This is a genomic window from Bradyrhizobium sp. USDA 376 (genome assembly GCF_054063675.1).
On sequence record NZ_JBSSGN010000001.1, the window covers coordinates 3,529,049 to 3,553,591 of the forward strand.

The 24,543-nt window shown below is 65.1% G+C and carries 22 protein-coding genes and 1 pseudogene; 15 read left to right on the forward strand and 8 right to left on the reverse strand.

Annotated features, from left to right (window positions below; genetic code table 11):
- Positions 1 to 506: 506 nt before the first annotated feature.
- Together ACVJ19_RS16535 and ACVJ19_RS16540 are read right to left on the reverse strand one after the other, a co-directional pair.
- On the reverse strand, positions 507 to 851 hold the full coding sequence (locus ACVJ19_RS16535) for a hypothetical protein (protein ID WP_453950113.1): 345 nt from the start codon (positions 849 to 851) through the stop codon (positions 507 to 509).
- 281 nt (positions 852 to 1,132) lie between these two features.
- On the reverse strand, positions 1,133 to 1,390 hold the full coding sequence (locus ACVJ19_RS16540; RefSeq protein ID WP_453950114.1) for a hypothetical protein: 258 nt from the start codon (positions 1,388 to 1,390) through the stop codon (positions 1,133 to 1,135).
- A gap of 231 nt (positions 1,391 to 1,621) precedes the next feature.
- Between ACVJ19_RS16540 and ACVJ19_RS16545 the strand changes: the two genes are divergently transcribed.
- From ACVJ19_RS16545 to ACVJ19_RS16570, 6 genes are all read left to right on the forward strand, one after another.
- The gene (locus tag ACVJ19_RS16545) at positions 1,622 to 1,798 is read left to right on the forward strand and encodes a hypothetical protein (protein ID WP_453950115.1); all 177 of its coding nucleotides are present in this window, start codon (positions 1,622 to 1,624) and stop codon (positions 1,796 to 1,798) included.
- 71 nt (positions 1,799 to 1,869) lie between these two features.
- Positions 1,870 to 2,547: a response regulator transcription factor gene (locus tag ACVJ19_RS16550; protein ID WP_453950116.1), complete on the forward strand. Its 678-nt coding sequence runs from the start codon at positions 1,870 to 1,872 to the stop codon at positions 2,545 to 2,547.
- A 15-nt stretch (positions 2,548 to 2,562) separates the two neighbouring features.
- On the forward strand, positions 2,563 to 3,987 hold the full coding sequence (locus ACVJ19_RS16555; protein WP_453950117.1) for an ATP-binding protein: 1,425 nt from the start codon (positions 2,563 to 2,565) through the stop codon (positions 3,985 to 3,987).
- 147 nt (positions 3,988 to 4,134) lie between these two features.
- A complete protein-coding gene (gene rpoH, locus ACVJ19_RS16560) occupies positions 4,135 to 5,076 on the forward strand; it encodes an RNA polymerase sigma factor RpoH (protein ID WP_453950118.1) in 942 nt (313 codons plus the stop codon).
- 64 nt (positions 5,077 to 5,140) lie between these two features.
- A complete protein-coding gene (locus ACVJ19_RS16565) occupies positions 5,141 to 8,323 on the forward strand; it encodes an efflux RND transporter permease subunit (protein WP_453950119.1) in 3,183 nt (1,060 codons plus the stop codon).
- Entirely contained in the window at positions 8,320 to 9,606 is a 1,287-nt protein-coding gene (locus ACVJ19_RS16570; protein WP_453950120.1) for an efflux RND transporter periplasmic adaptor subunit, read from the forward strand. Before ACVJ19_RS16565 ends, ACVJ19_RS16570 begins: the two co-directional genes overlap by 4 nt.
- Here the strand turns inward: ACVJ19_RS16570 and ACVJ19_RS16575 are convergent.
- The 3 genes and pseudogenes from ACVJ19_RS16575 to ACVJ19_RS16585 all read right to left on the reverse strand — a co-directional run.
- Entirely contained in the window at positions 9,539 to 10,366 is an 828-nt protein-coding gene (locus ACVJ19_RS16575; protein ID WP_453950121.1) for a hypothetical protein, read from the reverse strand. The two genes, ACVJ19_RS16570 and ACVJ19_RS16575, sit on opposite strands and share 68 nt — an antisense overlap.
- The gene (locus ACVJ19_RS16580; RefSeq protein ID WP_453950122.1) at positions 10,332 to 10,808 is read right to left on the reverse strand and encodes a helix-turn-helix transcriptional regulator; all 477 of its coding nucleotides are present in this window, start codon (positions 10,806 to 10,808) and stop codon (positions 10,332 to 10,334) included. Before ACVJ19_RS16580 ends, ACVJ19_RS16575 begins: the two co-directional genes overlap by 35 nt.
- Before the next feature lie 2,031 nt (positions 10,809 to 12,839).
- Positions 12,840 to 13,853 (reverse strand): annotated as a pseudogene (locus tag ACVJ19_RS16585) (ATP-binding protein); the annotation flags it as partial.
- A gap of 227 nt (positions 13,854 to 14,080) precedes the next feature.
- Here ACVJ19_RS16585 and ACVJ19_RS16590 point away from each other — a divergent pair.
- Entirely contained in the window at positions 14,081 to 14,911 is an 831-nt protein-coding gene (locus ACVJ19_RS16590; protein WP_453950123.1) for an IclR family transcriptional regulator, read from the forward strand.
- Between the two features lie 364 nt (positions 14,912 to 15,275).
- Positions 15,276 to 16,157, forward strand: a complete 882-nt coding sequence (locus tag ACVJ19_RS16595) for a helix-turn-helix transcriptional regulator (RefSeq protein ID WP_456739400.1) — start codon at positions 15,276 to 15,278, stop codon at positions 16,155 to 16,157.
- Positions 16,158 to 16,367: 210 nt separating this feature from the next.
- Here ACVJ19_RS16595 and ACVJ19_RS16600 read toward each other — a convergent pair whose 3' ends face one another.
- From ACVJ19_RS16600 to ACVJ19_RS16610, 3 genes are all read right to left on the reverse strand, one after another.
- A complete protein-coding gene (locus tag ACVJ19_RS16600; RefSeq protein ID WP_453950125.1) occupies positions 16,368 to 16,601 on the reverse strand; it encodes a hypothetical protein in 234 nt (77 codons plus the stop codon).
- A 217-nt stretch (positions 16,602 to 16,818) separates the two neighbouring features.
- Positions 16,819 to 17,061 carry a hypothetical protein gene (locus ACVJ19_RS16605; protein ID WP_453950126.1) on the reverse strand — a complete coding sequence of 81 codons (243 nt, stop codon included), beginning with the start codon at positions 17,059 to 17,061 and terminating at the stop codon, positions 16,819 to 16,821.
- Between the two features lie 130 nt (positions 17,062 to 17,191).
- Positions 17,192 to 17,374 (reverse strand): hypothetical protein, encoded by a 183-nt coding sequence (locus ACVJ19_RS16610; RefSeq protein WP_453950127.1) that lies wholly within the window; start codon positions 17,372 to 17,374, stop codon positions 17,192 to 17,194.
- Here ACVJ19_RS16610 and ACVJ19_RS16615 point away from each other — a divergent pair.
- The 7 genes from ACVJ19_RS16615 to ACVJ19_RS16645 all read left to right on the forward strand — a co-directional run bounded on the left by ACVJ19_RS16615 (position 17,373) and on the right by ACVJ19_RS16645 (position 24,487).
- Positions 17,373 to 17,654 carry a hypothetical protein gene (locus ACVJ19_RS16615; RefSeq protein ID WP_453950128.1) on the forward strand — a complete coding sequence of 94 codons (282 nt, stop codon included), beginning with the start codon at positions 17,373 to 17,375 and terminating at the stop codon, positions 17,652 to 17,654. The genes ACVJ19_RS16610 and ACVJ19_RS16615 overlap by 2 nt on opposite strands.
- Before the next feature lie 113 nt (positions 17,655 to 17,767).
- Positions 17,768 to 19,720, forward strand: a complete 1,953-nt coding sequence (locus tag ACVJ19_RS16620) for an ATP-binding protein (protein ID WP_453950129.1) — start codon at positions 17,768 to 17,770, stop codon at positions 19,718 to 19,720.
- Positions 19,720 to 20,634: a hypothetical protein gene (locus tag ACVJ19_RS16625; protein WP_453950130.1), complete on the forward strand. Its 915-nt coding sequence runs from the start codon at positions 19,720 to 19,722 to the stop codon at positions 20,632 to 20,634. Before ACVJ19_RS16620 ends, ACVJ19_RS16625 begins: the two co-directional genes overlap by 1 nt.
- A 405-nt stretch (positions 20,635 to 21,039) precedes the next feature.
- Positions 21,040 to 22,092 (forward strand): catalase family peroxidase, encoded by a 1,053-nt coding sequence (locus ACVJ19_RS16630; RefSeq protein ID WP_453955149.1) that lies wholly within the window; start codon positions 21,040 to 21,042, stop codon positions 22,090 to 22,092.
- Complete coding sequence (locus ACVJ19_RS16635; RefSeq protein WP_453950131.1) at positions 22,089 to 22,652, forward strand: cytochrome b; 564 nt, start codon at positions 22,089 to 22,091, stop codon at positions 22,650 to 22,652. Before ACVJ19_RS16630 ends, ACVJ19_RS16635 begins: the two co-directional genes overlap by 4 nt.
- Before the next feature lie 299 nt (positions 22,653 to 22,951).
- Entirely contained in the window at positions 22,952 to 23,788 is an 837-nt protein-coding gene (gene fdhD, locus ACVJ19_RS16640; RefSeq protein WP_453950132.1) for a formate dehydrogenase accessory sulfurtransferase FdhD, read from the forward strand.
- Positions 23,789 to 23,806: 18 nt separating this feature from the next.
- Complete coding sequence (locus ACVJ19_RS16645; protein WP_453950133.1) at positions 23,807 to 24,487, forward strand: YoaK family protein; 681 nt, start codon at positions 23,807 to 23,809, stop codon at positions 24,485 to 24,487.
- Positions 24,488 to 24,543: the final 56 nt, after the last annotated feature.

Sequence of the window (24,543 nt, forward strand, 5' to 3'; positions counted from 1 at the left end):
GGCCTCATCGACGGGGCTCGGGAAAACTGCGGGCGAAATGGCGGGCCGTGCGTACGGCAAACCGTGTGGTCCTGGCCGTCGTTGCTACGGTCAAGCTCTTGCGGAGGCGGCATTCGCGTCAACCCGCGCGGGTGCCGTTGAATTCCGTGAGCGCGAGGGAGGCTAAAAGGAAAGTTCGGCTCCCGGGAGAGCGCGGCATAAGCCGTCCGACCATCGCGCAGGGAAGGCCGAGTGATCGGCACCACCTGTATGCTGCTGTGCGGTTTTCTGCGTGTGCATTTTGCGCAGCAGACCGCGGGTGCGATGTCGGCACCCGGCCTTCCCTGTGCCCTCTTGGCTCAAGAAGGGCGGAGCGACGACGCAAAGCTCGGGCGAAATCGGCCGCGAGAACGCGAAGCCGTGTGCTTCGAACGCATGTCGACGGCCACGCTATCAAGCTGCGCGGTGCGATCGGCCGACACTGCGACATTGCGCACTCCGGGCCGATCGACACCGTGCATGCGGGTCTAGCTGCAGCTCAGCGGCAACGGCTGGCCGGGATGGAACTCGTACCAGTCATAGCAATCCGGATAGGCGCCGTAGAATCCATATCCGGAGCGGTAGTGGTCAAAGCGATGAAACGCGTGCTGGCGGAGGCCGCCGGCATGGCCACCGAAGCCGAGATGCTCGCCGCCGAATCCGCCGGCATGGCCCATGCCGCCGAAATGCGCGCCGCCGCCAAAGCCCATATGGCCGCCACCGCCAAAGCCGCCGCCGTGGCCGCCGCCACCGCCGCCATGCGCCTCGGCCGTTCCGACAGCCAGCGCGGAGGCAAGCGCCGCTGTCGCCAGGATCATCAATGCTCGTTTCATGAGGGGACTCCTTTCGTGTCCGGATGCGCGGCGGCCGATGCGTTCGCTTGCGCCTCGTGCCGTCGGCAAGCCCCTGCGTGAAAGGAAGATAGGAAGCTCGTGCGGCAGTCCCACTGAATTCGATGTCAGGCGCGGGACGCAGCGACTCGGCGAGATGATCCGGCGCCATCGCCGGCGCGCTTCGCAAAGTAAAGGCGGGCCCGAGCTCGGGCTCGCCCGCATCGTTGAACGGCAAGCGGCCGGGCGAGGCGCCCGCCCGGCCGGCCGCGGCGTCGCCGCGATCAGAAGCTGCCGGTACCGGGCTCGCAGGGAACGTTGTTGCCGGTCCACGGCGCCGTCGCGAACGCGCCGACACGCGGGGCCGGAACGCAGGCGCGGCCACCCTGATAGTCGCCCTGATAGACGGGCCCCTCCGATGCGACCGGATCGGCCTGCATGGCGGATGGATGCGTGACGGCATGGCTGGTGCGCGCCATGACGGGTCCCCCGAGCATGGCGACAGCGATCAGTCCGCTCGACAACAACTTGAGCGTGGTCATTGGGATTCTCCTTGTGTGACAGCAGGCAATCCAGGCCGGCCTGCAAGGGAGGTGCGCACGGTCGCGCGCGAACCAAACGCACGAATTGCTCACCCGCCTTCAACGGCCCGTGATGTCGACGTTGCCGGCAAGCACGATCGTGCAAACCGGCAACGTTCGCGACGGCGCGCGTAACAATGGGCTCCCTCAGGACATATCTGTAGGGAGCGTCCTGCTGTAGGGAGATGAGAGATGATCACGGCGACAGCACATCCGATCGCCCGCGTGCCATCGCCGGCAGCGGCCGCGCGTCCGTCCCTGACATGCTATTTAATGGTGCTCGATCCCGCGAGGGATTATCTGCGTGACGAGCCGGCGGCGCATCGCATGACGGTGCTGCCCCGCATGTTCGGCCCGGGTGGGCATTGAACATGTCGCGGACCAGCGACCCCATGCCTCGCCGCCAGTCTCAACGTCTCGCAGCACGTGGGACCGGCACCATGACGCGGATTCTCCTGATCGAGGACGACACCGAGACCGCCGACGCGATCGTGTCCGAGCTCACCGAGCACGGCTTCGAGGTGCGATGGGCGCCCGACGGCATCGGCGGTCTCGACCGCGCGCGCGAATCCTCGCCCGATGCCCTGATCGTCGATCGCATGCTGCCCGGAATGGACGGGCTCACCGTCATCGAGGCCTTGCGCAAGGACCAGGTGCGGACGCCGGTGCTGGTGCTGAGCGCGCTCGGCGCGGTCGATGACCGGGTGCGCGGCTTGCGCGTCGGCGGAGACGACTATCTCACAAAACCGTTCGCACTGGTCGAGCTCGTCGCGCGCGTCGAGGCGCTGCTGCGCCGTCCGATCGACAGCCGCGAGACGACGCTGCATGCCGGCCCGCTGGAGCTCGACCTGATCGAGCGGACCGCGCGGCGCGGCGAGCGCGAGATCGACCTGCTGCCGCGCGAATTCCGCCTGCTCGAATACATGATGCGGCGGAGCGATCAGCTGCTGACGCGCGCGATGCTGCTCGAGGAGGTCTGGAACTACAAATTCGTCCCGGCGACCACCAACCTCATCGACGTGCACATGGGCCGTCTCCGCCACAAGGTCGACGGTCCCGGCGAAACCCAGCTCATTCACAACGTTCGCGGCTCGGGATTCGTCCTGCGCGTTCGCTGACAGGCCCGGCGGATCATGCGCAAGATTGAGTTCATCCGGTCGAACACGTTCCTCTGGACCGCGGCGGTGGCGGCGACGCTGGCGCTGTTCGTCGCCGCCCTGTTCGCCTTCATCTACTGGAAGATCGACGATTACCTGATCATGCGGTCCGACCGCATGATCGCAACGCAGCTCAACTTCCTGGCCGAGCTGCCGCCCGGCCGCCTCAATGAGGCGATCTCCGATCATCTCAAGCAGGATTCCAGGGGCGTGCAATATGCCGGCCTGTTCGATGCAACAGGCGCCCGGCTTGCCGGCAACATCGAACGCTTGCCGCCACATATCGACCTCGGCGGGTCGGTGCAGAGCGTGCGGCTCGCCCGGGTCGCGGCGCCCGCGGTTCACGATGCGGTCGTCAAGGCCGCAGGTAGGCGGCTCGGCAACGGCCATATCCTCGTGATGGGACGGAATGTCGACGAGACACGCGAGATATCCATCGTCGTCGGGCAGGCGCTGCTGCTGGGTCTGCTGCCGGCCTTCTGCCTCTGCCTGCTGGCCGGCGCCTGGCTCAGCATCCGCGCCCAGCGGCGCGTCGAGCAGGTGAACCGGCACGTTCAGCGCATCGTGGCCGGCGATCTCCGCGAGCGGCTGCCGCAGACCCATGCGGACGATCCGTTTGCGCGGCTGGCGGGGATCGTCAACGGCATGCTCGACGAGATGGAGACCACGATCAATGCGCTGGCCGGTGTCGGCAACGATATCGCTCACGACCTCCGGACGCCGCTCACGCGGGTGCGCCTCGCGCTGGAGCGCGGCCGTACGCACGCCGCCACGCTGGAGAACCTACAGGACGTCGTGGACAATGCCATCGCCGGCATCGACCAGGCGCTCGCGATCATCACCGCGCTGCTGCGGCTCGCCGAGATCGAGAGCAGCAGCCGCACCGCTGGTTTCGGCGACGTCGCGCTCGACGAGATCCTGCGGCAGGTGTGCGACGTCTATGAGCCGATCGCCGAGGACAAGGACATTGAGCTTCGCGTCGCCATCGACCGCAAGGCGGAGGTGCGGGGCGACCCGGACCTGCTGTTCGAGGCGATCGCCAATCTCGTCGAAAACGCCGTCAAGTTCACACCGCACGGCGGACGGGTGACGCTCGAGCTGGTGTCCGACGACAAGACCGTGCGCGTGCGCGTAAGCGATACCGGGCCCGGGATAGGGGCGGGGGAGCGCGAGGCGGTGCTGCGGCGCTTCTATCGCTCCGACAAGATGCGCAACACGCCCGGCGTGGGGCTGGGGCTGAGCCTCGTCGCCGCCATCGTCAAGCTGCACGGCTTCCGCCTGACCATCTGCCCGGCGCCCGGCGGTCGGGTGGAGATCCTTGCCCCAAGGCAAGAGACATCACGCGAGGCCGCGGCAGCAGATTCCGCTCGCGCGCGTCAGGCGAGCCTCGCGCCGATGTGACCGCGGCGCTCGCGCGCGATGCGTGCGAAGCGGAAATCACGGCGCGATCTCTGAAAGCGAATTCAGGCTTGTTAAGTGCAATTTACTGGCGCCGTCAGTCGGAGGCCTCTTACGCTCCGTTCGCCGGTTCGAATGTGGGAGCAAGAGATGCCAACGCGCCACGCGCCTTTGAGCAAGATCGATATGGACGCACCGGGCCGGCGAACCGCGGCCGGTGTGGTCAATGCGTATTCCGCAGTCATCGGCCGCTACGACCTGCTCGAGCGCGAGCAGGAGCAGCAGCTTGCGCGCCGCTGGCAGGAGACGCGGGACGGCGATGCCGCCAACACGCTGGTCACGAGCCATCTCCGGCTCGCCGCCAAGGTGGCGCGCAGCTACAGGGGATACGGTCTGCCGTTCGCCGATCTCATGGCCGAGGCCAATCTCGGGCTCGTGATTGCGGCGTCGCGGTTCGAGCCCGGCCGAAACTCGCGGTTCTCGACCTATGCGACATGGTGGATCAAGGCCGCCATCCACGACTACATCCTGCGCTCGTGGTCGCTGGTCCGGATTGGAACGACGGCGGCCCAGAAGAAGCTGTTTTTCCGGCTCCGCGGAGAGATGAGAAAGACCGCCGGCGGCGCGATGGCGGGGCTCACGCCCGACGTCGCCGAGGCGATTGCCGTGAAGCTCGAAGTTTCCGCGCGTGACGTGATCGAGATGGATGGCCGCCTGCGCGGCGACTTGTCGCTGAATGCGCGGGTCGGCGGCGACGACGACGGTGCCGAGTGGGAGGCCCTGCTCGTCGACGAGGCGAGCGACGCCGAGACCATCCTTGCCGATCAGGATCAGACGGAGCGCCGGACCGGCGCCCTGCGCACTGCGCTCAAGACCCTCACGGGGCGCGAGCGGCGCGTGCTGGAGGCAAGGCGGCTCGCTGAGCATCCCCCGACACTCGATCAGCTCGCCCGCGAGCTTTCGATCTCCAGCGAACGCGTCCGGCAGATCGAGATTCGCGCCTTTGCAAAGGTCCGGCGGGCCGCCATCCGTGCCACTGAGTCACCGTCCCTGGCGCCGCCCGCCAGCGATGCTGAACTCGTTTTCATTTGAACGATCACGCATCGCCGCCATCTGAACAGAGATTTCGCGCAACCTGCTTCAGGCAGTCGTCATCATGGGAATTGTCCGCTTCGCGCTCCGGTTTCCGCACACGTTCTATGTGCTTGCGGCCCTGATCCTGTTCCTCGGCGGCATCGCGGTCTGGTCGATGCCGACGGACATTTTTCCCGAGATCCGCATTCCCGTCGTCACGGTGATCTGGAGCTATACCGGGCTTTCGACGCCGGAGATGGAGCAGCGCGTCAGCACCTACAGCCAGTACTCGATCAGCGCCAATGTCAGCGGCATCAAGAACATCGAAGCGCAGACGCTCAATGGCCTGTCGGTTCAGAAGATCTACTTCCAGCCGGACGTCAATCTCGATCTCGCGATCTCGCAGATCGTCTCGGCAACGAACGCCATCCGCGCCCTGATGCCGCCGGGCATTCAGCCGCCCGTCATCGTGCAGTTCAATGCCTCGAGCGTGCCGGTCCTGCAGCTCAGCCTCGAGTCCGACAAATTGAACGAGCAGCAATTGTACGACTTCGGCATCTACCGGATCCGGCAGCAATTGGCTCCGGTTCCGGGGGTGACGCTGCCGACGCCTGCGGGCGGCAAATATCGGCAGATCATGGTCGACATCGACCCGAACAAGCTGCTGTCGCGCGGATTGACGCCGCTCGACATCGTCAATGCGGTGAATACCCAGAACCTGACGCTGCCGACCGGCACGGCAAAGATCGGCGACACCCAGTACACCATCCGAACCAATGCGACGCCCGCCTCGATCAAGGATCTCAACATGATCCCGGTCAAGTTCGCGAACGGCGCGACCATCCTGTTGAAGGACGTCGCCCAGGTCCGCGACGGATCGCAGGTCCAGCAGAACATCGTGCGCGAGGATGGCCACCGCTCGGTCCTGCTCAGCGTGATCAAGAACGGCAACGCCTCGACGCTGGCCGTCGTCAACGGCGTCAAGCATGCCTTGAAATCGATCCGGGCGTCGGCTCCTGCCGGGTTGAAGATCAGCGAACTGTTCGATCAATCGGTCTTCGTCACCCATTCGGTGGACGGCGTGCTACGCGAAGGCGCGATCGCGGCGGGGCTCACGGCGCTGATGATCCTGGTCTTCCTGGGGTCGTGGCGCTCAACGCTCGTGGTCCTGATCTCCATCCCGCTCGCGATGCTGTCCTCGCTCATCGTCCTGCATTTCCTCGGCGAGACCCTCAACACGATGACGCTGGGCGGGCTGGCGCTCGCGGTCGGCATCCTGGTCGACGATTCCACGGTGACCATCGAGAACACGCATCGGCTCTGGACCGAGGAGGGGATGCCGCTGTCGGAGGCGACGCTGCACGGCGCGGCCGAGATCGCCGTGCCGACGCTCGTCTCCACGCTCGCAATCAGCTGCGTCTTCACCTCCGTCGTATTCCTCGAAGGACCGGCCAAATACCTGTTCACGCCGCTCGGCCTTGCCGTGGTGTTCGCGATGCTGGCGTCCTACGTGCTGTCGCGGACCCTCACGCCGATCACGATCGGCCTGTTGCTGAAGGGCGAGCGGCGCCATGGCGAGGGCGAAAGGCCCTCCGGCCTGTTTTCGCGCGCCTCGGCCGCGTTCGAGCGCGCTTTCGAGCGCCTGCGCGACGGCTATTCCGCGCTCTTGATGACCTTGCTCCGGCGGCGCAGCATCGTGCCGATCGCTGCAGTGCTCGTGCTGGCCCTCGGGGCGGTCATGTTCGCCTACGTGGGCAGGGACTTCTATCCCCTGATCGACGGCGGCGAGATCCAGCTCCATGTTCGTGCGCCTGCCGGCACCCGCATCGAGCGCACCGAGGCGATCTTCCAGGCGGTCGAGGACAAGATTCGCCAAGTCATTCCGGACCGGGATCGCGGGCTGATCGTCGACAATATCGGACTGCCGGCGCGCCCCTACAATCTGGCCTTCACCGACGGCTCGACCATCGGGGTGAACGACGGCACGATCCTCGTGTCGCTCAAGGACGGCCACAGGCCGACCGCGGACTACGTCAAGAAGCTGCGCCAGGTCCTGCCGGAGGCATTCCCCGAAGACGTCTTCTATTTCCAGGCGGCCGATATCGTCACCCAGATCCTGAATTTCGGCCTGCCGGCGCAAATCGATATCAGGACCGTCGGCTACGGCGCCAACAATCTGGCGGTGGCGAAGGAGCTGGAGAAGGGCTTGGCGGCAATTCCCGGGATCGTCGATGCGCATCTCCAGCAGGAGGTCGACGCGCCGGCATTCTATGCCGACATCGACCGGACTCGGGCCGCCCAACTGGGACTCAATGCCAGCACGGTAGCGACCAACATCAATGTCAGCCTCAGTTCGTCCGCGCAGGTCTCGCCGAATTTCTGGACCGACCCGACGTCGGGCATTCCTTATTATCTTGCCGTGCAGACGCCGGAGTACCGGGCCAATTCGCTCAACGCGCTGGGCAATACGCCGGTGTCGGCCTCGCTGGCGGCAAGCGGACAGACCGTGCCTGGCCTGCTCAGTAATGTCGCGACCTTCAAGCGCGGCACCGTGCCGACCAACCTGAACCAGGCCAATGTCCAGCCGGTGTTTGACGTCTATGCGAGCGTGCAGGGGCGCGATCTCGGCAGCGTCGCGGCCGAGATCGACAAGGTGACCTCGACGCTTCAGAAGCAGCTGCAGCCGGGAAACTCGATCCAGGTCCTGGGGCAGATCCAGAGCATGCATCAATCGTTCCGCGATCTCGGCATCGGGCTGCTGTTTGCCGCCATCCTGGTCTACATGCTGATGGTCGTGAACTACCAGAACTTCGGCGACCCCTTCGTCGTCATCATGGCGCTGCCGGCGACCTTCTGCGGCATCGTGACGATGCTGTTCATTACGGGGACGACGCTGAACGTGCCTTCGCTGATGGGCGCGATCATGGCGGTGGGCGTTGCGTCGGCCAATTCCATCCTGCTCGTGACCTTCGCGCGCGAGGCGCAGCTGAAGGGGCAGTCCGCGTTCGAGGCTGCGCTGAGTGCAGGCCGCACGCGAATCCGTCCGGTGCTGATGACGGCCGCCGCGATGATCGTGGGCATGATCCCGATGGCGATCGGAGGCCCGGGCGAGGAGCAGAACGCGGCGCTCGCCCGTGCCGTCATCGGCGGGCTGCTGTTCGCGACGCCGACGACATTGCTGATCGTGCCTTATCTCTTCGCCTGGCTCCGCAAGGGCAATGACGGCAAGGCTCACCACGGCGTATTCGAGGAGCAACCGGAATGAGCGATGTTCGCGTACGGACCAATAGCGACGACGTGAGCGACCGGCCTGATCCGGAAAGCTGCCGCATCGTCGAGCTGCCCGGCAAGGACGCGCAACCGCGACGCCGGCACGGCGGTGCCTGGCTCGGCGGCGCCATGCTTCTGCTCCTTGCCGGCGGGCTCGGCGTCGGCGGCTGGCGGCACTATCAGGCCGCACGCGATCTGGCCGTATCGACAGAGCAGATCAGGACCGCCGTTCCGGAGGTTCGGGTGGCGACGGTCCGTGCCAGCGGCGACCTCATGAAGGTCACCCTGCCGGCGACCACGACGGCTTTCGAGGCGGCGAATATCTTCGCGCGGGCCAGCGGCTACATCGAGAAGCGCTACGTCGATATCGGCGATCACGTGAAGAAGGGCGATCTCCTTGCCGAGATCACCGCGCCGGAGCTCGACCAGCAGATCGCGCAGGCGCAGGCGACGCTTACGCAGAACCAGGCCGCGTTGCAGCAGGCGCAGGCGAGCCGGGAGCTCGCCGACGTCACCAATGCGCGGGACAGCAATCTGGTCAAGCAGGGCTGGTTGACGGCCCAGCAGGGCGACAACGACCGTCTCACCCTGCGCGCCCAGCAGGCGGCCGTGAGCGTGGCGCAATCGAACATCACGGCGCAGGAGGCGCAGATTCGCGTGCTTCAGCAGGAGAAGGCCTACCAGCGCGTGGTGGCGCCGTTCGACGGCGTGATCACGCAACGCAACGTGGACAATGGCAGTCTCGTCCAGGCCGGATCGACCTTCATGTTCACGCTGATGCATTCGAACGTGATCCGAACCCAGGTCTTCGTGCCGCAGGACGAGGCCTTCGGTGTCACGCCGGGCGTCGATGCCGAGATTCGCGTTCCCGAGATTCCGGACCGGACCTTTCCGGGAAAGGTCACGCGCATCGCGACCGCGCTGCAGCCGGGAAGCCGAACGCTGCTGACCGAGATCGACGTCCCCAATCCGGACGGCGCCTTGAACCCAGGCATCTATTGCACGGTCGAGTTGTCGATCCCGCGCAAGACGCCGTCGATGTCGGTTCCGGCCGATGCGCTGGTCTTCGATCAGAACGGCCTTCATGTCGCAGTGGTGCGCAACGGCACCGTTCATCTGCAGAAGGTCTCGATCGCGCGGGATTTCGGCACGTCGATTGAAGTGCGCGAGGGTGTGCAGCCCGGCGATCAGGTCGTGCTCAATCCGCCGGTCAATCTGGTCGAGGGCAGCAAGGTCGCCATTCGCAGGCAAGATGCGAGCCAGGGGGCGCAGACATGATCCGGATCGTGGGCGCGGCGCTCGCTGCCCTGTTGCTCGGCAGCTCTGCGAGCAAAGCCCAGGTGGCGACAACAGGCAGCACGGCGATGGACCTTCCGACCGTGCCGGGCGCGATCGTCACGTCACCGCTCAACAGCCCGGGACCGTTTTCCGCAGCGACTGTGCCGGGCGCGCCCGATACCACGCTGGCAGCCGTCCCGCTCGCCCTGGATCCGACGACGCCGGGTACGGTCGTCGTCTGTGCGCCACCATCGGCGTCTCCGACGCCGGTGCCGGCGACCCCGACCGTATCGAGCACGGGATTGCCGCCGTCAGGCAGCGCGGCCACGATCGCGCCGGTGATGGGGCAAATCACCAGCTCGATCGGGACCGTTCCTGCGGCTGCGCCTGTGGGGACGGCGGCGAGCACCGCGTGCAGTTCAACGCCGGGCGGAATGTTGCCGAGCGCTGCATCCTTGCCGCTCTCGATCGCGGACGTGCCGGCCGGGCCCTCGCCCGGTACGATCCCGCAGGTCACCACTGACGCTGGCGGCACCGGCATCGATCCAAACGCTGCGGTCGCGCCGAGCCCCAACACGTCGGTCTGCGCGGAAGGCGTGTCGATGAATCTGGCGTCGCCTGCGACGGTGACGCCGGCCAACGCGACAGGTGCGGCGCCAACGCCGGGAGTGTCGCCGATTTTGCCGCCGGGCTGCTGAAGATGAAGCCGCGCAGCGACAGTCGCCTCATCGGGCCGCGCAATGATCCGCAGACGGCGCATCGGCCCGTGCTGCTCCAGAGTCCCGCAATCCGGCGGCAGCTGCGTACAGGCGTCGGTATTGGCTCGGTGTCGTGCCTGTCGCGCGTCGGAAGCTTGTCGAGAAGTGCGCGGAGCTCGCATAGCCGCAGGCATAGGCGATGTCGGTCAGTGTGAGGTTGCGATCGCCCAGCGACTTCTTGGCGCGTTCGATCCGTTGCAGCATCAGCCAGCGATGCGGCGGAAATCCCGTCGCGGCGCGAAAGCGCTTGCAGAAGCAACCCGGACTCATGCCGACCAGCGCGGCCATGGCTTCCAGCGTCCAGGGCGTGTCGGCAGATTCGATCGCCGCTCTGAGGCGCCGCAGCTGCCACTCGGCAAGATCGGGCCGGGCCGAACCGCGCGCGCCTGGTCCGCGGCGCAACGTGCCAGGCGTTTGATCATGCAAATCCGGCTCGGGGATCATCTGTGGCGCCCACCATCATGGTCAGGGCCGCACTATGAGCCGAACGGCCGTGCATGTCCTTGGCGTCGGCGTGAAGTTTCCTGAAGCGGTGCGAAAGGAGTTGATTTCGCCGATCCTGTCGCCTTGATCACGTCACTGCAAGGTCTAATGGCAAGTGGGAGAGGCGGGGTGCTCGCCGGGCGATGCCGAGGCCCCGATGCCCGCTCTTGCGGCGAGACCGCGCGCGAAGGTGAGGGCGGGAAGATCGACTTCCGGATCGAACAGGGCGCTGAGCGGACCGACGAGATCGAGTGCCGCCTGGCGGCGTTTCGACCCTGCCATGATCCTTGCCCAGGTCGCCGCAACCTTCAGCTCGTAGAAGCGGCATTGCTGCTCCCTGGCAACGGACAATCCTTCCGAGAACAGCAACTCCGCGCGAGAGGTGTCGGATGTGCCGTCGGCCAGCAGAAGCTCGCCCTTGATCCTCAGCAGATCCGCGAGGCACCACAACTGCCGGCCTTGCCGGGAAATGCTCAGGGCTTCCTCTATGGCGGCCAAGGCTTGTGCATTCTCGCCGATCGCGAACAGGCCCTCAGCGAGTGATCCGAGAAACTCCGGATTGCGCATCAGCCATCCGTTCTCGGCCCGCGCCTGCAATCCATCGCGCAACAGCGCGATCCCGTCGCGATGCTCGCCCTGCAGAACGAGCAACTGCCCCTTCAGGCACGACGTCCAGCTCGCCCAGAAGGCGATTCCCTCGCGCGTGACGAGCTTCAGGAGCGATGATATCGCGCGATCTGCAGCATCGAGATCATGCGTCATCAATGCAATCGGACAGACGGCATTCCGCAAGGCGTATGCCGTCGCAAGCTTGTCGTTCTCGCTCTCCGCCTCCTGGAGGCATTCGGCGGCCAGGGATCTGCTTTGAGCAATCTTTCCCTGCAGCAGCAGGACGCGCGCCAGCATGGCCTTGGCCAGGACGCTCTGGTTCAGCAGGAACCACACCTGGTTCGTGCCGTCCTTCAACCGAAGCGCCGAACGATCCAGAGACAGGGTCAGCTCACGTCGCGCATCCTCTTGCGCTCCGCAAAAGTGCGTCGCGGCGCCGATCAGGCGCCGGCCCACCGTCTCGTTGGCGGCATTTCCGGTGCGCAGCGCGATCTCGAGGTATCGCTCGCCGACTTCCTTGGCCGCGCCGTATTGGCCGGAATTGAGGTTGTAGCTCCACAGCGTCCAGACGGCCTTGAGCTGAAGCTCGAGGTCGCGCAGCTCCTCGGCGAGGACAAGACCGATGTTCAGCGCCGCCTTCATGCGATCCGCCGAGCCCGTCGTGTTGAGAAGTGCAAACCCCAGCGCGACATAGAGCTGCGCCTTGAGCCCGGGATCACATGTCAGTTCGGGGTTGAAATGCGCGAGAGCATGCTCGATCCGGGTCGAGCATTCCGCGAAGGACAGGAGCTGCATCCATACCGGGGCGAATCCTGCCGTAAGCGCGAGCCCGAGTGCGGCATCTCCGTTGGGCGAGAAGGCCCAATCCAGCGCCGCATGCACGTTTCCGATCTCTTGAGCGAGCCGGGAGGAGTCGTCGGAGGCAGGAGGGCTGCCGCCGGGCGGCTGTATGAGCTGCCTGAGAAAGTCCGCTTGCCGCCGGGCGGCCTGCTCGACCAGCCCTGCCTCCGCCAGCTTCTCCAGCGCATAGGCGCGGGTGCTCTCCAGCAGGCGCCATCGCGCGTCGAAGGATGGATCCAGGGAAACGAGGGACTTTCCGACCAGATTCGACAGGGTCTCGATGACGTCCGGTCGCGACGCGTCTTCGTCCATCATTGCGATGGCTGCATCGAGCGTGAAGCCGGCGGGAAACGTCGCAAGCCGGCAAAGCAGCTGCTGCTCTTCCGGCGATAACAGGTCGTAGCTCCAGTCCAGCGTCGCGCGCAGCGTCTGGTGCCGTGGCAACTGGTCACGGCGCCCTCCGCTCAGGAGCTCGAAGCGCTTGTCGAGGCGAAGCGATACGGTATCCACCCCGAGATTTGCGGCCCGGGCGGCCGCAAACTCGAGCGCGAGCGGAATTCCGTCGAGCCGGCGACAGATCGCGGCGATCTTGGCGAGGTCCTCGGCGTCCGGAGCGAAGCTCGTGCGCAATGCCCGCGTGCGAGCGACGAACAATTGCACGGCGCTTTCCTGCAAAAGCAAATCCGGCTCGTGCACATCCGGACCGGGAACCGACAACGGAGAGATCGCTGCGACGTATTCGCCCTCGATGCGGAGGGCCTCCCGGCTGGTTGCGAGAACGGTGACGTTCGGACAATAGCGAAGCGCGGCGCTCGCGATCTGCGCGGCGACGTCGATCACGTGCTCGCAATTGTCGAGGACCAGAAGCAGGCGGCGCGAGCCGATGGCCTGGGCAACGCCCGCAGCCGAGACTGCCTTGTCGTTCAAGGCGAGCCTCAAGGCGCGGGCCGTAGCGGATAGTGCGAGTGAGGGATCCTGCAAGGTCGCGAACTCGACCAGCGCGACGGAATAGTCGAACGAGGACGCGACCCGGTGCGCTAGCTCGACCGCAAGCTTCGTCTTTCCGATGCCTCCGGGGCCGACCAGGGTCACGGCCCGGAACGCGGACAACACGTCAGCCAGCTCGTTCAGGCAATCCTCGCGGCCGATGAGCGGCGCGTGCGTGTTCGGCAGGTTGCTTGCGAACGAGGAGTCTGTCGGGATCGATACCGATGTGGCTGCGAAGTGATCCGGCTGCCCGCCTCGCCAGGTCCCCGCAAGCGTATATCCGCGGCCGGAGATCGTCTTGAGCAGATCGCGATCCGCGCCGAGCGCTTTGCGGACCGCCGAAATATGGACCTGAAGCGTGTTCTCTTCGACCGACAGGCCCGACCAGACGCTTCCGATCAGATCATCCTTGGTCACCAGATGGCCGGCGGAACTCGCCAATCTCTCGAGGATCTCGAATGCGCGGCTTCCGATCGGTACAGCGATGTTGTCGTACCTCAGCTCTCTGCGCTGGCAATCGATGAGCCAGTTCTTGAAAGTGTAGGTTCGACCAGCCTGTGAAGGCGACATGGGGGGTCCGTGGATCAGCTTCACTGCCGTGATCCGGGCGATCAACTCGCTCCAAAATCACCGACCCTTGGCAAGAATTTGAAAGCGTGAATGCGCTTGGGTGTCGTACAGGGAAGGCCGTTGCCGTGTCAAGAAGCCCTTCTCAGTAGTCGGCGATCCATCATTGCGGTGATGGAGGCTTCGACGCACTGATCGTTTGCTACACGACTTCGTGACGGCGATCGGAGATGACGAAAGTGGGAGGGGTGGCTGAAGGAAACGGGAAACACGATCACAGAGGAGCGCAGAGCAAGGGATTTCGTGTTCCAACCGTTCAGAAGCTCGGCAGTCTGCTCCAGCTCTTCATTCCTGAAGCCATCGATGGACGTGCTGCATGCACGGTTTGCAGGCTGCAGGATATCGCGCGCCATCTCGGTTGGGACGACGGTACGACGCATCGCTTCCTGGTTTCCTTGACCGAAATCGGCATGCTCGAGCGGACCAGCGATGATCGCTTCCGCATTGGTGTGCTCGCGGTGCAGCTTGCGTCCGTCTATGTTGCTGCGAGCCAGCTCCGCGGCGTCGTCATCCAGAAGGTCGAAGAGCTCAGCGCCGCGACGCGGCTGACGACGGACGTCGGTGCGTTGCAATGCGGCGCGATGGTCGTCATTGCAAGCAGGCAAGGGTCGACGCCGCTGACGTTGCGATGCATGCTGGGAGAGAAAGTACCGCTTCACGCGACGGCGGGTGGAAAGGCGATCCTGTCGCAGCTTGCCGATGCCGAGGTGGAGGAGATGTGCCGCGACAAACTGGTCGCTCTGGCATCCAACACCCGCACGACGATGGCGTCCTTGATGTGCGATATCAAGGGCGCCCGCGAGAGCGGCCTCGTCACGACTCTCTCCGAATATGCCGAAGGTCTGCGCAGCATTGCGATTCCCCTTCCCGCGGGCTGTTTCGGAATCCGTCCGTCCGCCCTGGCCTGCTCGGGCCCGGCGATCCTGTCCGGACCAGGATGGGAGATCGCCGAGAAGGAGCTCAGGGCTTTTGCTGCCCACCTCCATAGCGGCAAACCCTAGAACGCCGTCATTCCCGACATCGTCAGGTCCTGCATTCGCGCATCGAGAGATGATCGGTCGCCAATGGATCGATCGAACGATCACGTTAGCCGATCGTTCTGCACCCCGCCTTGTCAATTCTATCTGCGGTTCCGCGCGGATTGGTGCATCTGAAGATTCCTGATTTTGCGTCTCTTAACTGGCGAGCGGTTCTCACCTTGCTACCCTCGGCGCAATCGAGACGCTTTGCAACCTGCAGGTCAGGCTGCGCAGCCCTCGTTAGTTGAGTATCACAGCAAGAGTCGTAACCATGCCTCAACCATTGCGACGACCGAATGATGGACACGCCCCGGCAACGACCATCGCGGATGAAGAAGGGGCGGGGTTGCCGTCTGCCATCCCGCCGGCGTCGCTTGCATCGCTTTCGGGCGTGGTCGGTCATACTGCCCTTTCGCACGATCATGGTTTGGCGGTCCGGGGCGCGAGCGCAATAGCTTTTGAGCAGCTCGCTTTGGTCATTGCCATCGAGGCGCACCCGGATCGCCATCCCGGGATGCCGCCGCGCGGACCCGCACGTGATATCGGCCGGCTGCACGTTAAAATCCCGCCGCAGTCCGAGTCCGGGATCAGATTGAGCTCTGCGAGGCTGGCGCTCGTCGGCGACGAAGCAGCCGGTGCGGGTCTTCACGACGAGCCTTCCGGCGACCCCGTGATTCAAGGTCTGTCCGAAGCTCTCCTCGCCGTCGAGAGAATGCAGGAGGATCACGCGGCCCTTTGTGCCGACGCGCTGCGGCTTGCGGTCCTCGCCAGACTGTTCGCATTGCGCTCCGAGGGGCCGTCGAAGCCAGGCGAGCGAAGTGAGAGGCCGATCCAGGGGCTGCAGAAATGGCGCCTGAAGCGCGTGCTCGATTACATCGACAATCATTTCTGCCGGAAGATCGCGCTGGCGGACCTGGCAGCGGCCGCGGGCTTGAGCCGCATGCATTTCGCGGCCCAGTTCCGGGCGGCGACGGGCTGCAGGCCTCACGAGTACATCCTGCGGCACCGGATACGACGGGCCAAGGATCTGCTGCGCGACTGTGAGATGCCGATCGTTGAGATCGCGCTCGCGGTGGGTTTTCAGAGCCAGGCCCACTTCACGACGACCTTCAGGCGCTTCACCGGCGACACGCCCAGCCGATGGCGAAACGCGGCCGCGGCGGGTTTCGAGACAACGGGGACATTGCCGTACGATATCGTCCTGCCGGGTAGCGACAATCTTTCCTGATGCCGGTCCTCGATCGCCTGTGTGGCGACGGAGACAGGGCGAACGTTCCGGTATTTTGCCGATTGGAATCGGAGGAATGACAGCGTCACGAAGAGCTGCCATTCCTCCTTCCTGCGTGAGACGGAAAGGCCCCGAGACCGTGCGACGATCCGCTTCGGCTCAGTGCGCGCGATTGCGTCGCGCCGAAGGCGCCCCGTCCGGTTCGCGCGCTCAATAGCCGGATGTGGGCTCGCAGGGCGGACGGCGCCACGGGGCAGTTGCATAGGCGCCGATGTCCGGAGCCCGGGTGCAGCTGCGCTTGGAGGTGACCGGAACACGCTGCGCCGATGCGTAGGCATCGACATTGGTCCGGCGCGCATTGGTATTGCCTTCGCGCGCGATCGCCGGGGAAGCAACCATCGCCGCGGCGATCAGTCCGACCGAGAACAGTTTCAGTGTCGTCATCGTACGTCTCCTTGACAAAGCGATGCCGGGAACGCCTCGGCTCGCTCGCCAGACATGTGCATGCGTGCGCTCGATCTGCAGTATCAAACGAACGATCGTTTTCGGCTTTGCACGGAGTCATGCGCGCGATGTCCATGGCGATTGCGCGCGCATGTGGCGGGCTTACGCGCGGACGATGGTCGTCTGTACCCGCAGGCCGCATCGTGTCTCGACCTTGTCATCGGCGCCAGTGATAGCGGTGAACCTGGCCTGCGCCAAACACCGGAGCGGCACCGCCGGGGCGCTCGAGTCCCATACGTCCTGCCGGCGTCAACGCGCCGCCATTCAGCACGTCGCGGTCAGGATACATCGAGGCATAGGCTGCGGGCTCCTGGTCGGCGAAGGACCAGGCGGCGGAAGCCGATGAAATCGTCGCTGTTGAGATCATTGCCGTTGCGATCAGGATCTTGAATGCACTCATAACGATTCTCCATTGTTTCTCGTGCGGAGAGTCGCTTGGCGAGGATCGCTGCTCGGCTGGTGGCGTTTCCGGAGTTCTATTCTATGCCTCACATATAGGTCGCTTCGTCCGCAAAGCCCGTGAGCATGCATCACGCTCGCGAGAAGATGGCCGAGTGCAGGACATGGTGCTCAGGCGATCGGCGAATACCTTGTGCGTTGTCGCAGGGAATCTTGTCAGCGATGTCAGAATTGATCGCGCGATCGTGCATGGTCAATTCGCGCGCGGCGCCCAGTTCTGGATTCAGGTCATACAGCATTGGGAGTGCAGTCATGAGACTGATCTCGTTTCTCTGCGTCGTCACCTGTCTCGCGCTCTCGGGCGCAGCGTCCGCCCGCGGCGGCGTCGGTTCGTCGATGTCGATGGGGAGCGGCGGTGCGCTCGGTACGAGTGCCGACAGACCCGGGACGAATTCGCTCGGCACCGCGCTTCCGTCGTCCGACAGCGGCGGTCACGCGACGAGCGGGCCATTGCTCGGCACGGACCGGGCCATCGCCAAGGAGGACGCGCGGCTCGAGAAGATGCTCGAAGGATCGGTCTGCCGCGGCTGCTGAGATTTTCGCATCGAAGCGTGATTAGCGTAGGTTGACGCCGGAATTGGCTTCCCGGCGATCTCCTGTCTTTTGGAAAGGTTGGTGGTAGGCTGAGCACGAGATCCAGGAGCCGCTTGGGGCTGTCGATGATGGCTGAGCCAGGCCAGCGACCCGTGTATGCGTGCGGGGAATGGGAAGTCGATCTTGCCCGACGAGAGTTGCGCTCGATGGGAGAGCCCGTTCCCCTGGGCGGGCGCGCCTTTGAGATCCTTGCGGAATTGGCGCAGGCCCGGGGCGAACTGGTCACCAGGAGCGATCTGACCGAGCGAGTCTGGCAGGGCGTCTTCGTCGAGGACAGTGCACTTCGCGTCCATATTGCGGCGATCCGGAAGGCTCTTGGTTCAGGGCGCGACATGCTCGTCACCACGGTCGGCCGCGGCTATCGCCTGGTCGGCGTGTGGCAAATCCGGCAGACGGATGCTCCGCTACAATCTGCCGCACCCGCGCTGCTGCCGTCGACCAATATCCCCAACGCGTCATTCGATCTCATCGGCCGCACGGCCGCGACCACGCATCTGTGCGAGCTGCTGTTGGCCTATCGTGTCGTGAGCCTCGTCGGCCCCGGTGGAATTGGCAAGACAGCGCTTGCACTGGACGCCGCCAGAAGGCCGCCGGCCGGCTTTGCCGCGGATCGATTGCTGGTCGAACTGGCCGCGCTGTCCGATCCCCGGCTCGTTTGCTCCGCCGTTGCGAGCGTGCTCGGCATCAAGCTCGAAGGCGAAGAGATGTCGCCTGAATCCATCGCACGCGCGATCGGCGCCAGGAAATTGTTGCTGGTTCTCGATAATTGCGAGCATGTGGTCGACACCGTGGCCCAGATTGCTGAGACAATCGTCAGCCGTTGTCCCGCGACCACCATCATGGCGACGAGCCGCGAAGCACTGCGCATCGATGGCGAGCTCGTCTATCGTGTCACTCCCCTCGGCGTGCCGCCGCAAACCCGGCTCGACCCCGGCACCGCATCTGCGTATGCCGCCATGGAGTTGTTCACGACGCGGGCAAGGGCGCTGGGTTCCAGCTTCGCATCCGACGACGAGAACATCGACGCCGTCGCCGCCATTTGCCGGCGGCTGGATGGCATTCCGCTCGCGATCGAGTTCGCGGCGGCGCGGGCGGCGATGCTCAGTCCGCCGAAGATCGCCGCCCTTCTCGACGACAGGTTCAGATTCCTGACGACCGGCCGGCGTACGGCGCTGCCGAGGCAGCAAACGCTGCGCGCGACGCTCGACTGGAGCTACGACCTGCTGCCGGAGTCTGAGGCCCGCCTGCTGCGGCAGCTCGGCATATTTGCCGGGGAGTTCTTGCTCGAAGCGGTGATTGCTGTCGCGGGGGAGGGCATCGGTGATGTCACCGGGCAGCTCGCCAATCTGGTGGCAAAGTCGCTCGTCCTCGCCGACATCAGGGGCGATCGCCCTTACTATCGCCTGCTGGATACCACGCGCGCTTACGCGATGGAAAAGCTCCATGCCGGCGGAGAATCTGCCGATGCGGCCCGCCGTCAGGCGAAGTACTATTGCGGCTTCTTCGCGAGCGCGGAAGCCGACAGCGAGGTGAAGCCGCAGTCGGAGTGGCTTGCCTTCTATGGCCGGCACGTCGACAACGTACGATCATGTCTCGACTGGGCCTTCTCGCCCGACGGAGACGCGCAGATCGGAGCGGCGCTGACCGCGGCGGCGGTTCCGCTATGGGTGCAATTGTCGCTCCTGTCCGAATGCCGCGAGCGGACCGAACTGGCATTGGCCGGCCTCGACGCGAGCGCCGCCAACGCATCGCGGCTCCGCATGCAATTGTCGGCCGCGCGTGGCTGGGCATTGATGTATGGCGTCGGAAGAGCCCGGGAGGCCGGGCCCGCCTGGGCTGTAGCCCTGCAGCTTGCCGAGCAGCTTGGCGACAGAGACTATCTGCTGCGGGCGCTCTGGGGGTTGTGCATCGATCAGTTCAACAATGGCGAGTTCCGCAAGGCGCTCGATTCGCAAATCGCTTCGCCGAGGCCGCGGCCGATTGCAGCAATTCCGTCGACCGGATGATGGCCGACCGGCTGCTCGCGACTTCGCTGCACTATCTCGGTGACCAGAAACTGGCGTATCATCACATTCAGCGGACCTTGTCGCGCCTCTCGGACCTCGCCGCGAAGCCGCAGGTCATTCGCTTCCGCTTCGACTTGAGAGCCTCGGCGCATTATTTCCAGGCGCGCATTCTGTGGCTGCTCGGTCGCCCGGATCAGGCATTGAGTGTCGTCGAGCGTAATGTCGAGGAGGGACGTGCGAGCGGCCACGCCCTGACGTTCTGCAGCATATTGGGCCAGGGCGCAGGCCCGGTCGCCTTCCTTGCCGGTGATCTCGGCGCGGCGGAGCGCTATTGTACGATGCTGATCGAGCACACCGAACGTCATCCAATCCGCCTGTGGAATATATGGGCGCGTGCCTTCCGCGGCGTGGTCATGGCGCGAAACGGCGACATCGGCGCCGGATTGCCGCTGCTTCACAAGGCGCTCGAGCTGGCGGGCGAGGCGCGCTTCCTGCCGCGCTTTCTGCTTCCACTCGGCGAACTGGCGACGTGTCTCGGTGAGGCCGGCGAAGTCTCGGAGGGGCTTGCGACCGCCGACCAGGCGCTCGCCAGGTGCGAGGCGAGGGACGAGCGCTGGTATGCAGCCGAGCTCTGGCGCATCAAGGGCGAATTGTTGCTGCATCCGGGCGAATGCCGTTCGGTTGCGGCCGCCGAGCAGGCCTTCGACAATGCGTTCCTGGTGGCACGGGAGCAGGGTGCGCTGTCCTGGGAGCTGCGAACGGCGATCAGCATGGCACGGCTGAGGATGAGTCAAAGCCGTGCCGAGGACGCGCGTAGCGTTCTTGCGTCCGCGTATGGCAAATTCACCGAAGGTTTCGAGACTTCGGACCTGAAACGCGCGCAAACAATGATCGCGGAGCTCTCGACGGCGTAGCTTCGAGCTGCAGTGGGATGCCCCGGGGGCGTCATCCGATCGATCAATCGGATGCGGTTGCGGCCTCAGTGAGCGCCGCATCCCCCGTGCTCCGGAACGTTCCGCAACTTGTTGCCGGATCAGCATGCTTTGATGGATCGAGGCGATCTTCTTATTCCGCGCGCTTGTATCCGGATTGCACGCAGTCGCGGCGGCACGTTCGACTGCGGCGCCGTGAAACGTTTTTCAGAATGCCCGGACCAGCTTCGCGAGGGCCACCGTCAACGATGTGGCCGGCGTGCCATCGCGAAATTCACGGTGCGTTTGGAAAGATCGCGCCTGCATCGCCCCGCTAGAAAACCTGATGTCATTCGAGCGGAGAGCTGTGCGTTCGATCGCCAGGCACCCGCGTTGCAAGGAGACTTGATGAAACTGCCAGGTAGACTGGAGCGTTCGAGCCTTGGATCGCTCATCCTGATTGCAGCCGTCCTTGGCTGTAGCGCCGCGGCCTTCGCATACACCGCGGGGTGGCTCTCGCCCGGGCGTCTCACGCCGGATCGGATGATCGCGGCGTTGACGCCCCCGAGCGGCGCGCCACTCGGACACCGGCGGAATCATGCCAAGGGAATCTGCTTCACCGGCACGTTCGAAGCGAACGGGAATGGTGTGGAGCTGTCCCGGGCCAAGGTGTTCGTGCAGGGCCGCTATCCGGTCCTCGGTCGTTTCAATCTCGGCACCGCCGATCCGAATGCGGTGGACGCGACTGTGCGCGTACGCGGCATCGGGCTTCAGATATCGGCGGCGGACGGCGAGGAGTGGCGAATGGCGATGATCAACCCGCCGTTCTTTGCGGTTTCCACGCCCGAGGCGTTTCACGACCTGTTGGTTGCGGCCGGCAAGAAGGATCCGGAGGCGATGACGGCATTCACCCGGGCCAATCCGGAGTTCGCTGCTTTCGCCGCCTGGGCCAAGGCGGCGCCCTGGACCGGAAGCTATGCGGAGGAGCCCTACAACAGTCTCAACAGCTTCGTCTTCGTGAATGCGAAGGGCGATGAGCACGCCGTGCGATGGTCGCTCGCTCCCACGGCAGCGCCTGTTCCCATCGCGCAGGCGGATCTGGAAAAGCGCGGCCCGGATTTTCTCGAGCAGGACATCACGGACCGGGTACAGTCCGCCCCGCAGCGATGGACCATGGTCACCACCGTTGCCGAACCCGGCGATCCGACCGCGGATCCAAGCAGGGCCTGGCCGGAGAACCGGCGCAAGGTGCAGGTCGGAACGCTGGTCGTGCAGCGCATTGAAGCGGAGCGGGATGGACCCTGCCGCGACATCAATTTCGATCCGACCGTGCTGCCGCAGGGAGTCCGCGTCTCTGACGATCCTTTCCCGGCCGCGCGATCGTCGGTCTACCGCAAATCCTACGATCTGCGCGCGTCCGAAGCCGGGGACTATCCGAGAAACGGGACGACCAAGCCATGACCAGTGCTCCACATCGCTTCGCCCCGGTCCAGCGGCTGCTGCACTGGCTGATGGCGTTCTGCATCATCGCCATGCTCTTCATCGGTGTCGGCATGGTGTCCACCGTGGCGCCGAAATATTTGCCGCTCATCCTGATCCACAAGACGCTCGGCGTTGCGCTCCTCATCCTCGTTCTTGTCAGGCTGGCGCTGCGGCTTCGTCTCGGCGCGCCACCATTGCCGGCCGATCTTCCGCCGGCGGTGAAGCTCGGCGCGAAATCGTCGCATCTGCTGCTCTACGGCTTCATGATCGTCATGCCCTTGCTTGGACTCGGCATGCTCTGGGCCGCGGCCTATCCGGTCGTCCTGTTCGGCGGGATTGAAATTCCGGCGCTGTTGCCGCAGAGCGACCGCGGGCATACGTTGCTCTGGAATGCCCATGTCTATCTCGGCCTCGCGTTCTTCGCCCTGGTGCTGCTGCATCTGGCGGCGGCGCTGTTCCACGCCTTGATCCGTCGCGATGGCGTGTTCGCGACGATCTCGCCCTTGCCGCAGCGGGAGCGGACGAAGCCCGCCGAATGAGCGCGCAGGCAGGCGTGCAATCCGGGATTGATCCTATACGACGGAAAAACCGGTCGTTCGCCGTCCGGCGATCGCGATGGCGCAAAGCGTCCTTCTCCTGCGCGCAACGCTCCGCATCGTGCAGATCAACAATATCGAAGTTTCCGCGAAAGATGGGTCGAGGGCCCGCTTGTACGCTTGCTCCCATCCATGACCGGAAGACCGGTCGCACGTGCAAGGAACTAGCCATGATTGCATTCGGGCTCGCGCTCAGAAGCCGAGCGTCACGCCACTCGGCCCAGCCGGCGACGGTGTGAGCCATGATGACAGGGTCGACATTCACGCGGCATTGGGAGATCGCCTGGCGCGGCGGTCAGACACGATCGACCTCGCGGCTGGTGGCCGAGGAGACGGCGATCGCGCTCACCTATAACGGCTCGACCCATGCCGTGATGATGGGGACGCCAGCCGATCTGGAGGATTTCGGCGTCGGCTTCAGCCTCACGGAAGCCATCGTCGAACGACGAAGCGAGATCAGGAGCATCGATCTGATCCCGAACGAGCTCGGCATCGAGGTGCGGATGTGGCTCGATGGCGACCGCGCGGGGACCCTGGCCGCGCGCCGTCGCGCCATCAGCGGTCCGGTCGGATGCGGACTATGCGGCATCGAAAGCCTCGAGCAGGCGCGCCGCACGCCGTCGCGGGTGGAAGGCCGCGGCGTTGCCTTTCACGCGCGAGACCTGCTGAACGCGATGCAGGCGCTGTCCCCCCTGCAGACGTTGAATCAGCACACGCGATCCGTTCACGCGGCTGCGTTCTGGAGCCCTCGCACCGGCATCGGCCCGGTCAGGGAGGACGTCGGCCGCCACAATGCGCTGGACAAGCTCGCGGGTGCCATCATGCGCGACGGCAGCCCGGCCTGTGATGGCGCCGTGCTGCTGACGAGCCGCGTCTCGGTCGAGATGGTGCAGAAGGCGGCGATGATGGGCGTGCCGGTCGTCGTGGCCGTGTCCGCTCCGACCGCGCTCGCCATCCAGACCGCGAAGGAAGCGGGCATCACGCTTGTGGCGATTGCCCGCGATGACGGATATGGCGTGTTCACGCACCCGCGACGCGTTCTGCTGCCTGACGAGGCTGCGCCGCGCGCGGGGTGTTGACCCCGCCGGCCGATCAGCATGGCGATGCAGGCCGCATCTCCGGAGCCCGCAGCTGAGCTGCGGGTGGCCGCCTGTGCTCCGGAACGATCGCTCCCGGTTGCTGCGCTGCTGACCATGTCGGGCGGCTTTCTCGATGCCTTCACCTGGCTCTCGCTGGGCGGTGTGTTCGCGAGCTCGCAGACCGGCAATGTCGTCTTCCTCGGCATCGACGCCCTTTCGGGGCAATGGCAGCGGGCGGCGCATCATCTGCTTCCGATCATCGTTTTTCTCCTCGGCGCATGGGTGGCGATCCGCATCCAGGCGCCGCTGCGCTGCCTTGTTGCGCAGATCGTCTGCCTTGCGGCCGTGATGCTGTTGCTGCACCGGATTCCTGATCCGCTCGCCATCCTCGGCATCTCCTTCGGTGTCGCGTTGCAATCGGCCAGCTTCAGGCGCGTCGAACGCTGGAGCTATCTCTCGGTCACCGTCACCGGCAACATGCTGCGCGCCATCGATGAATTCGTGTCGACCACCGATCGCGACGCCCCGCACGGCGGCGGCGCCATGCTCGTGCTCTGCTTGATGTTCCTGTGCGGCGCCGCCATAGGCGGCTTTGCCACGACGCGGCTCGGCGCGGCCAGTCTTGCGGTGCCGATCGCATTGTCGTCGTGCGCGCTGCTGATGTGCTGGCGGAACCGGATCGGCCGGGATCCGGGCTGAGCGGTCTCTCGGTGTGCGCCGTCACACCATGCCATTCGGCAAAGGGACGTTCGTTC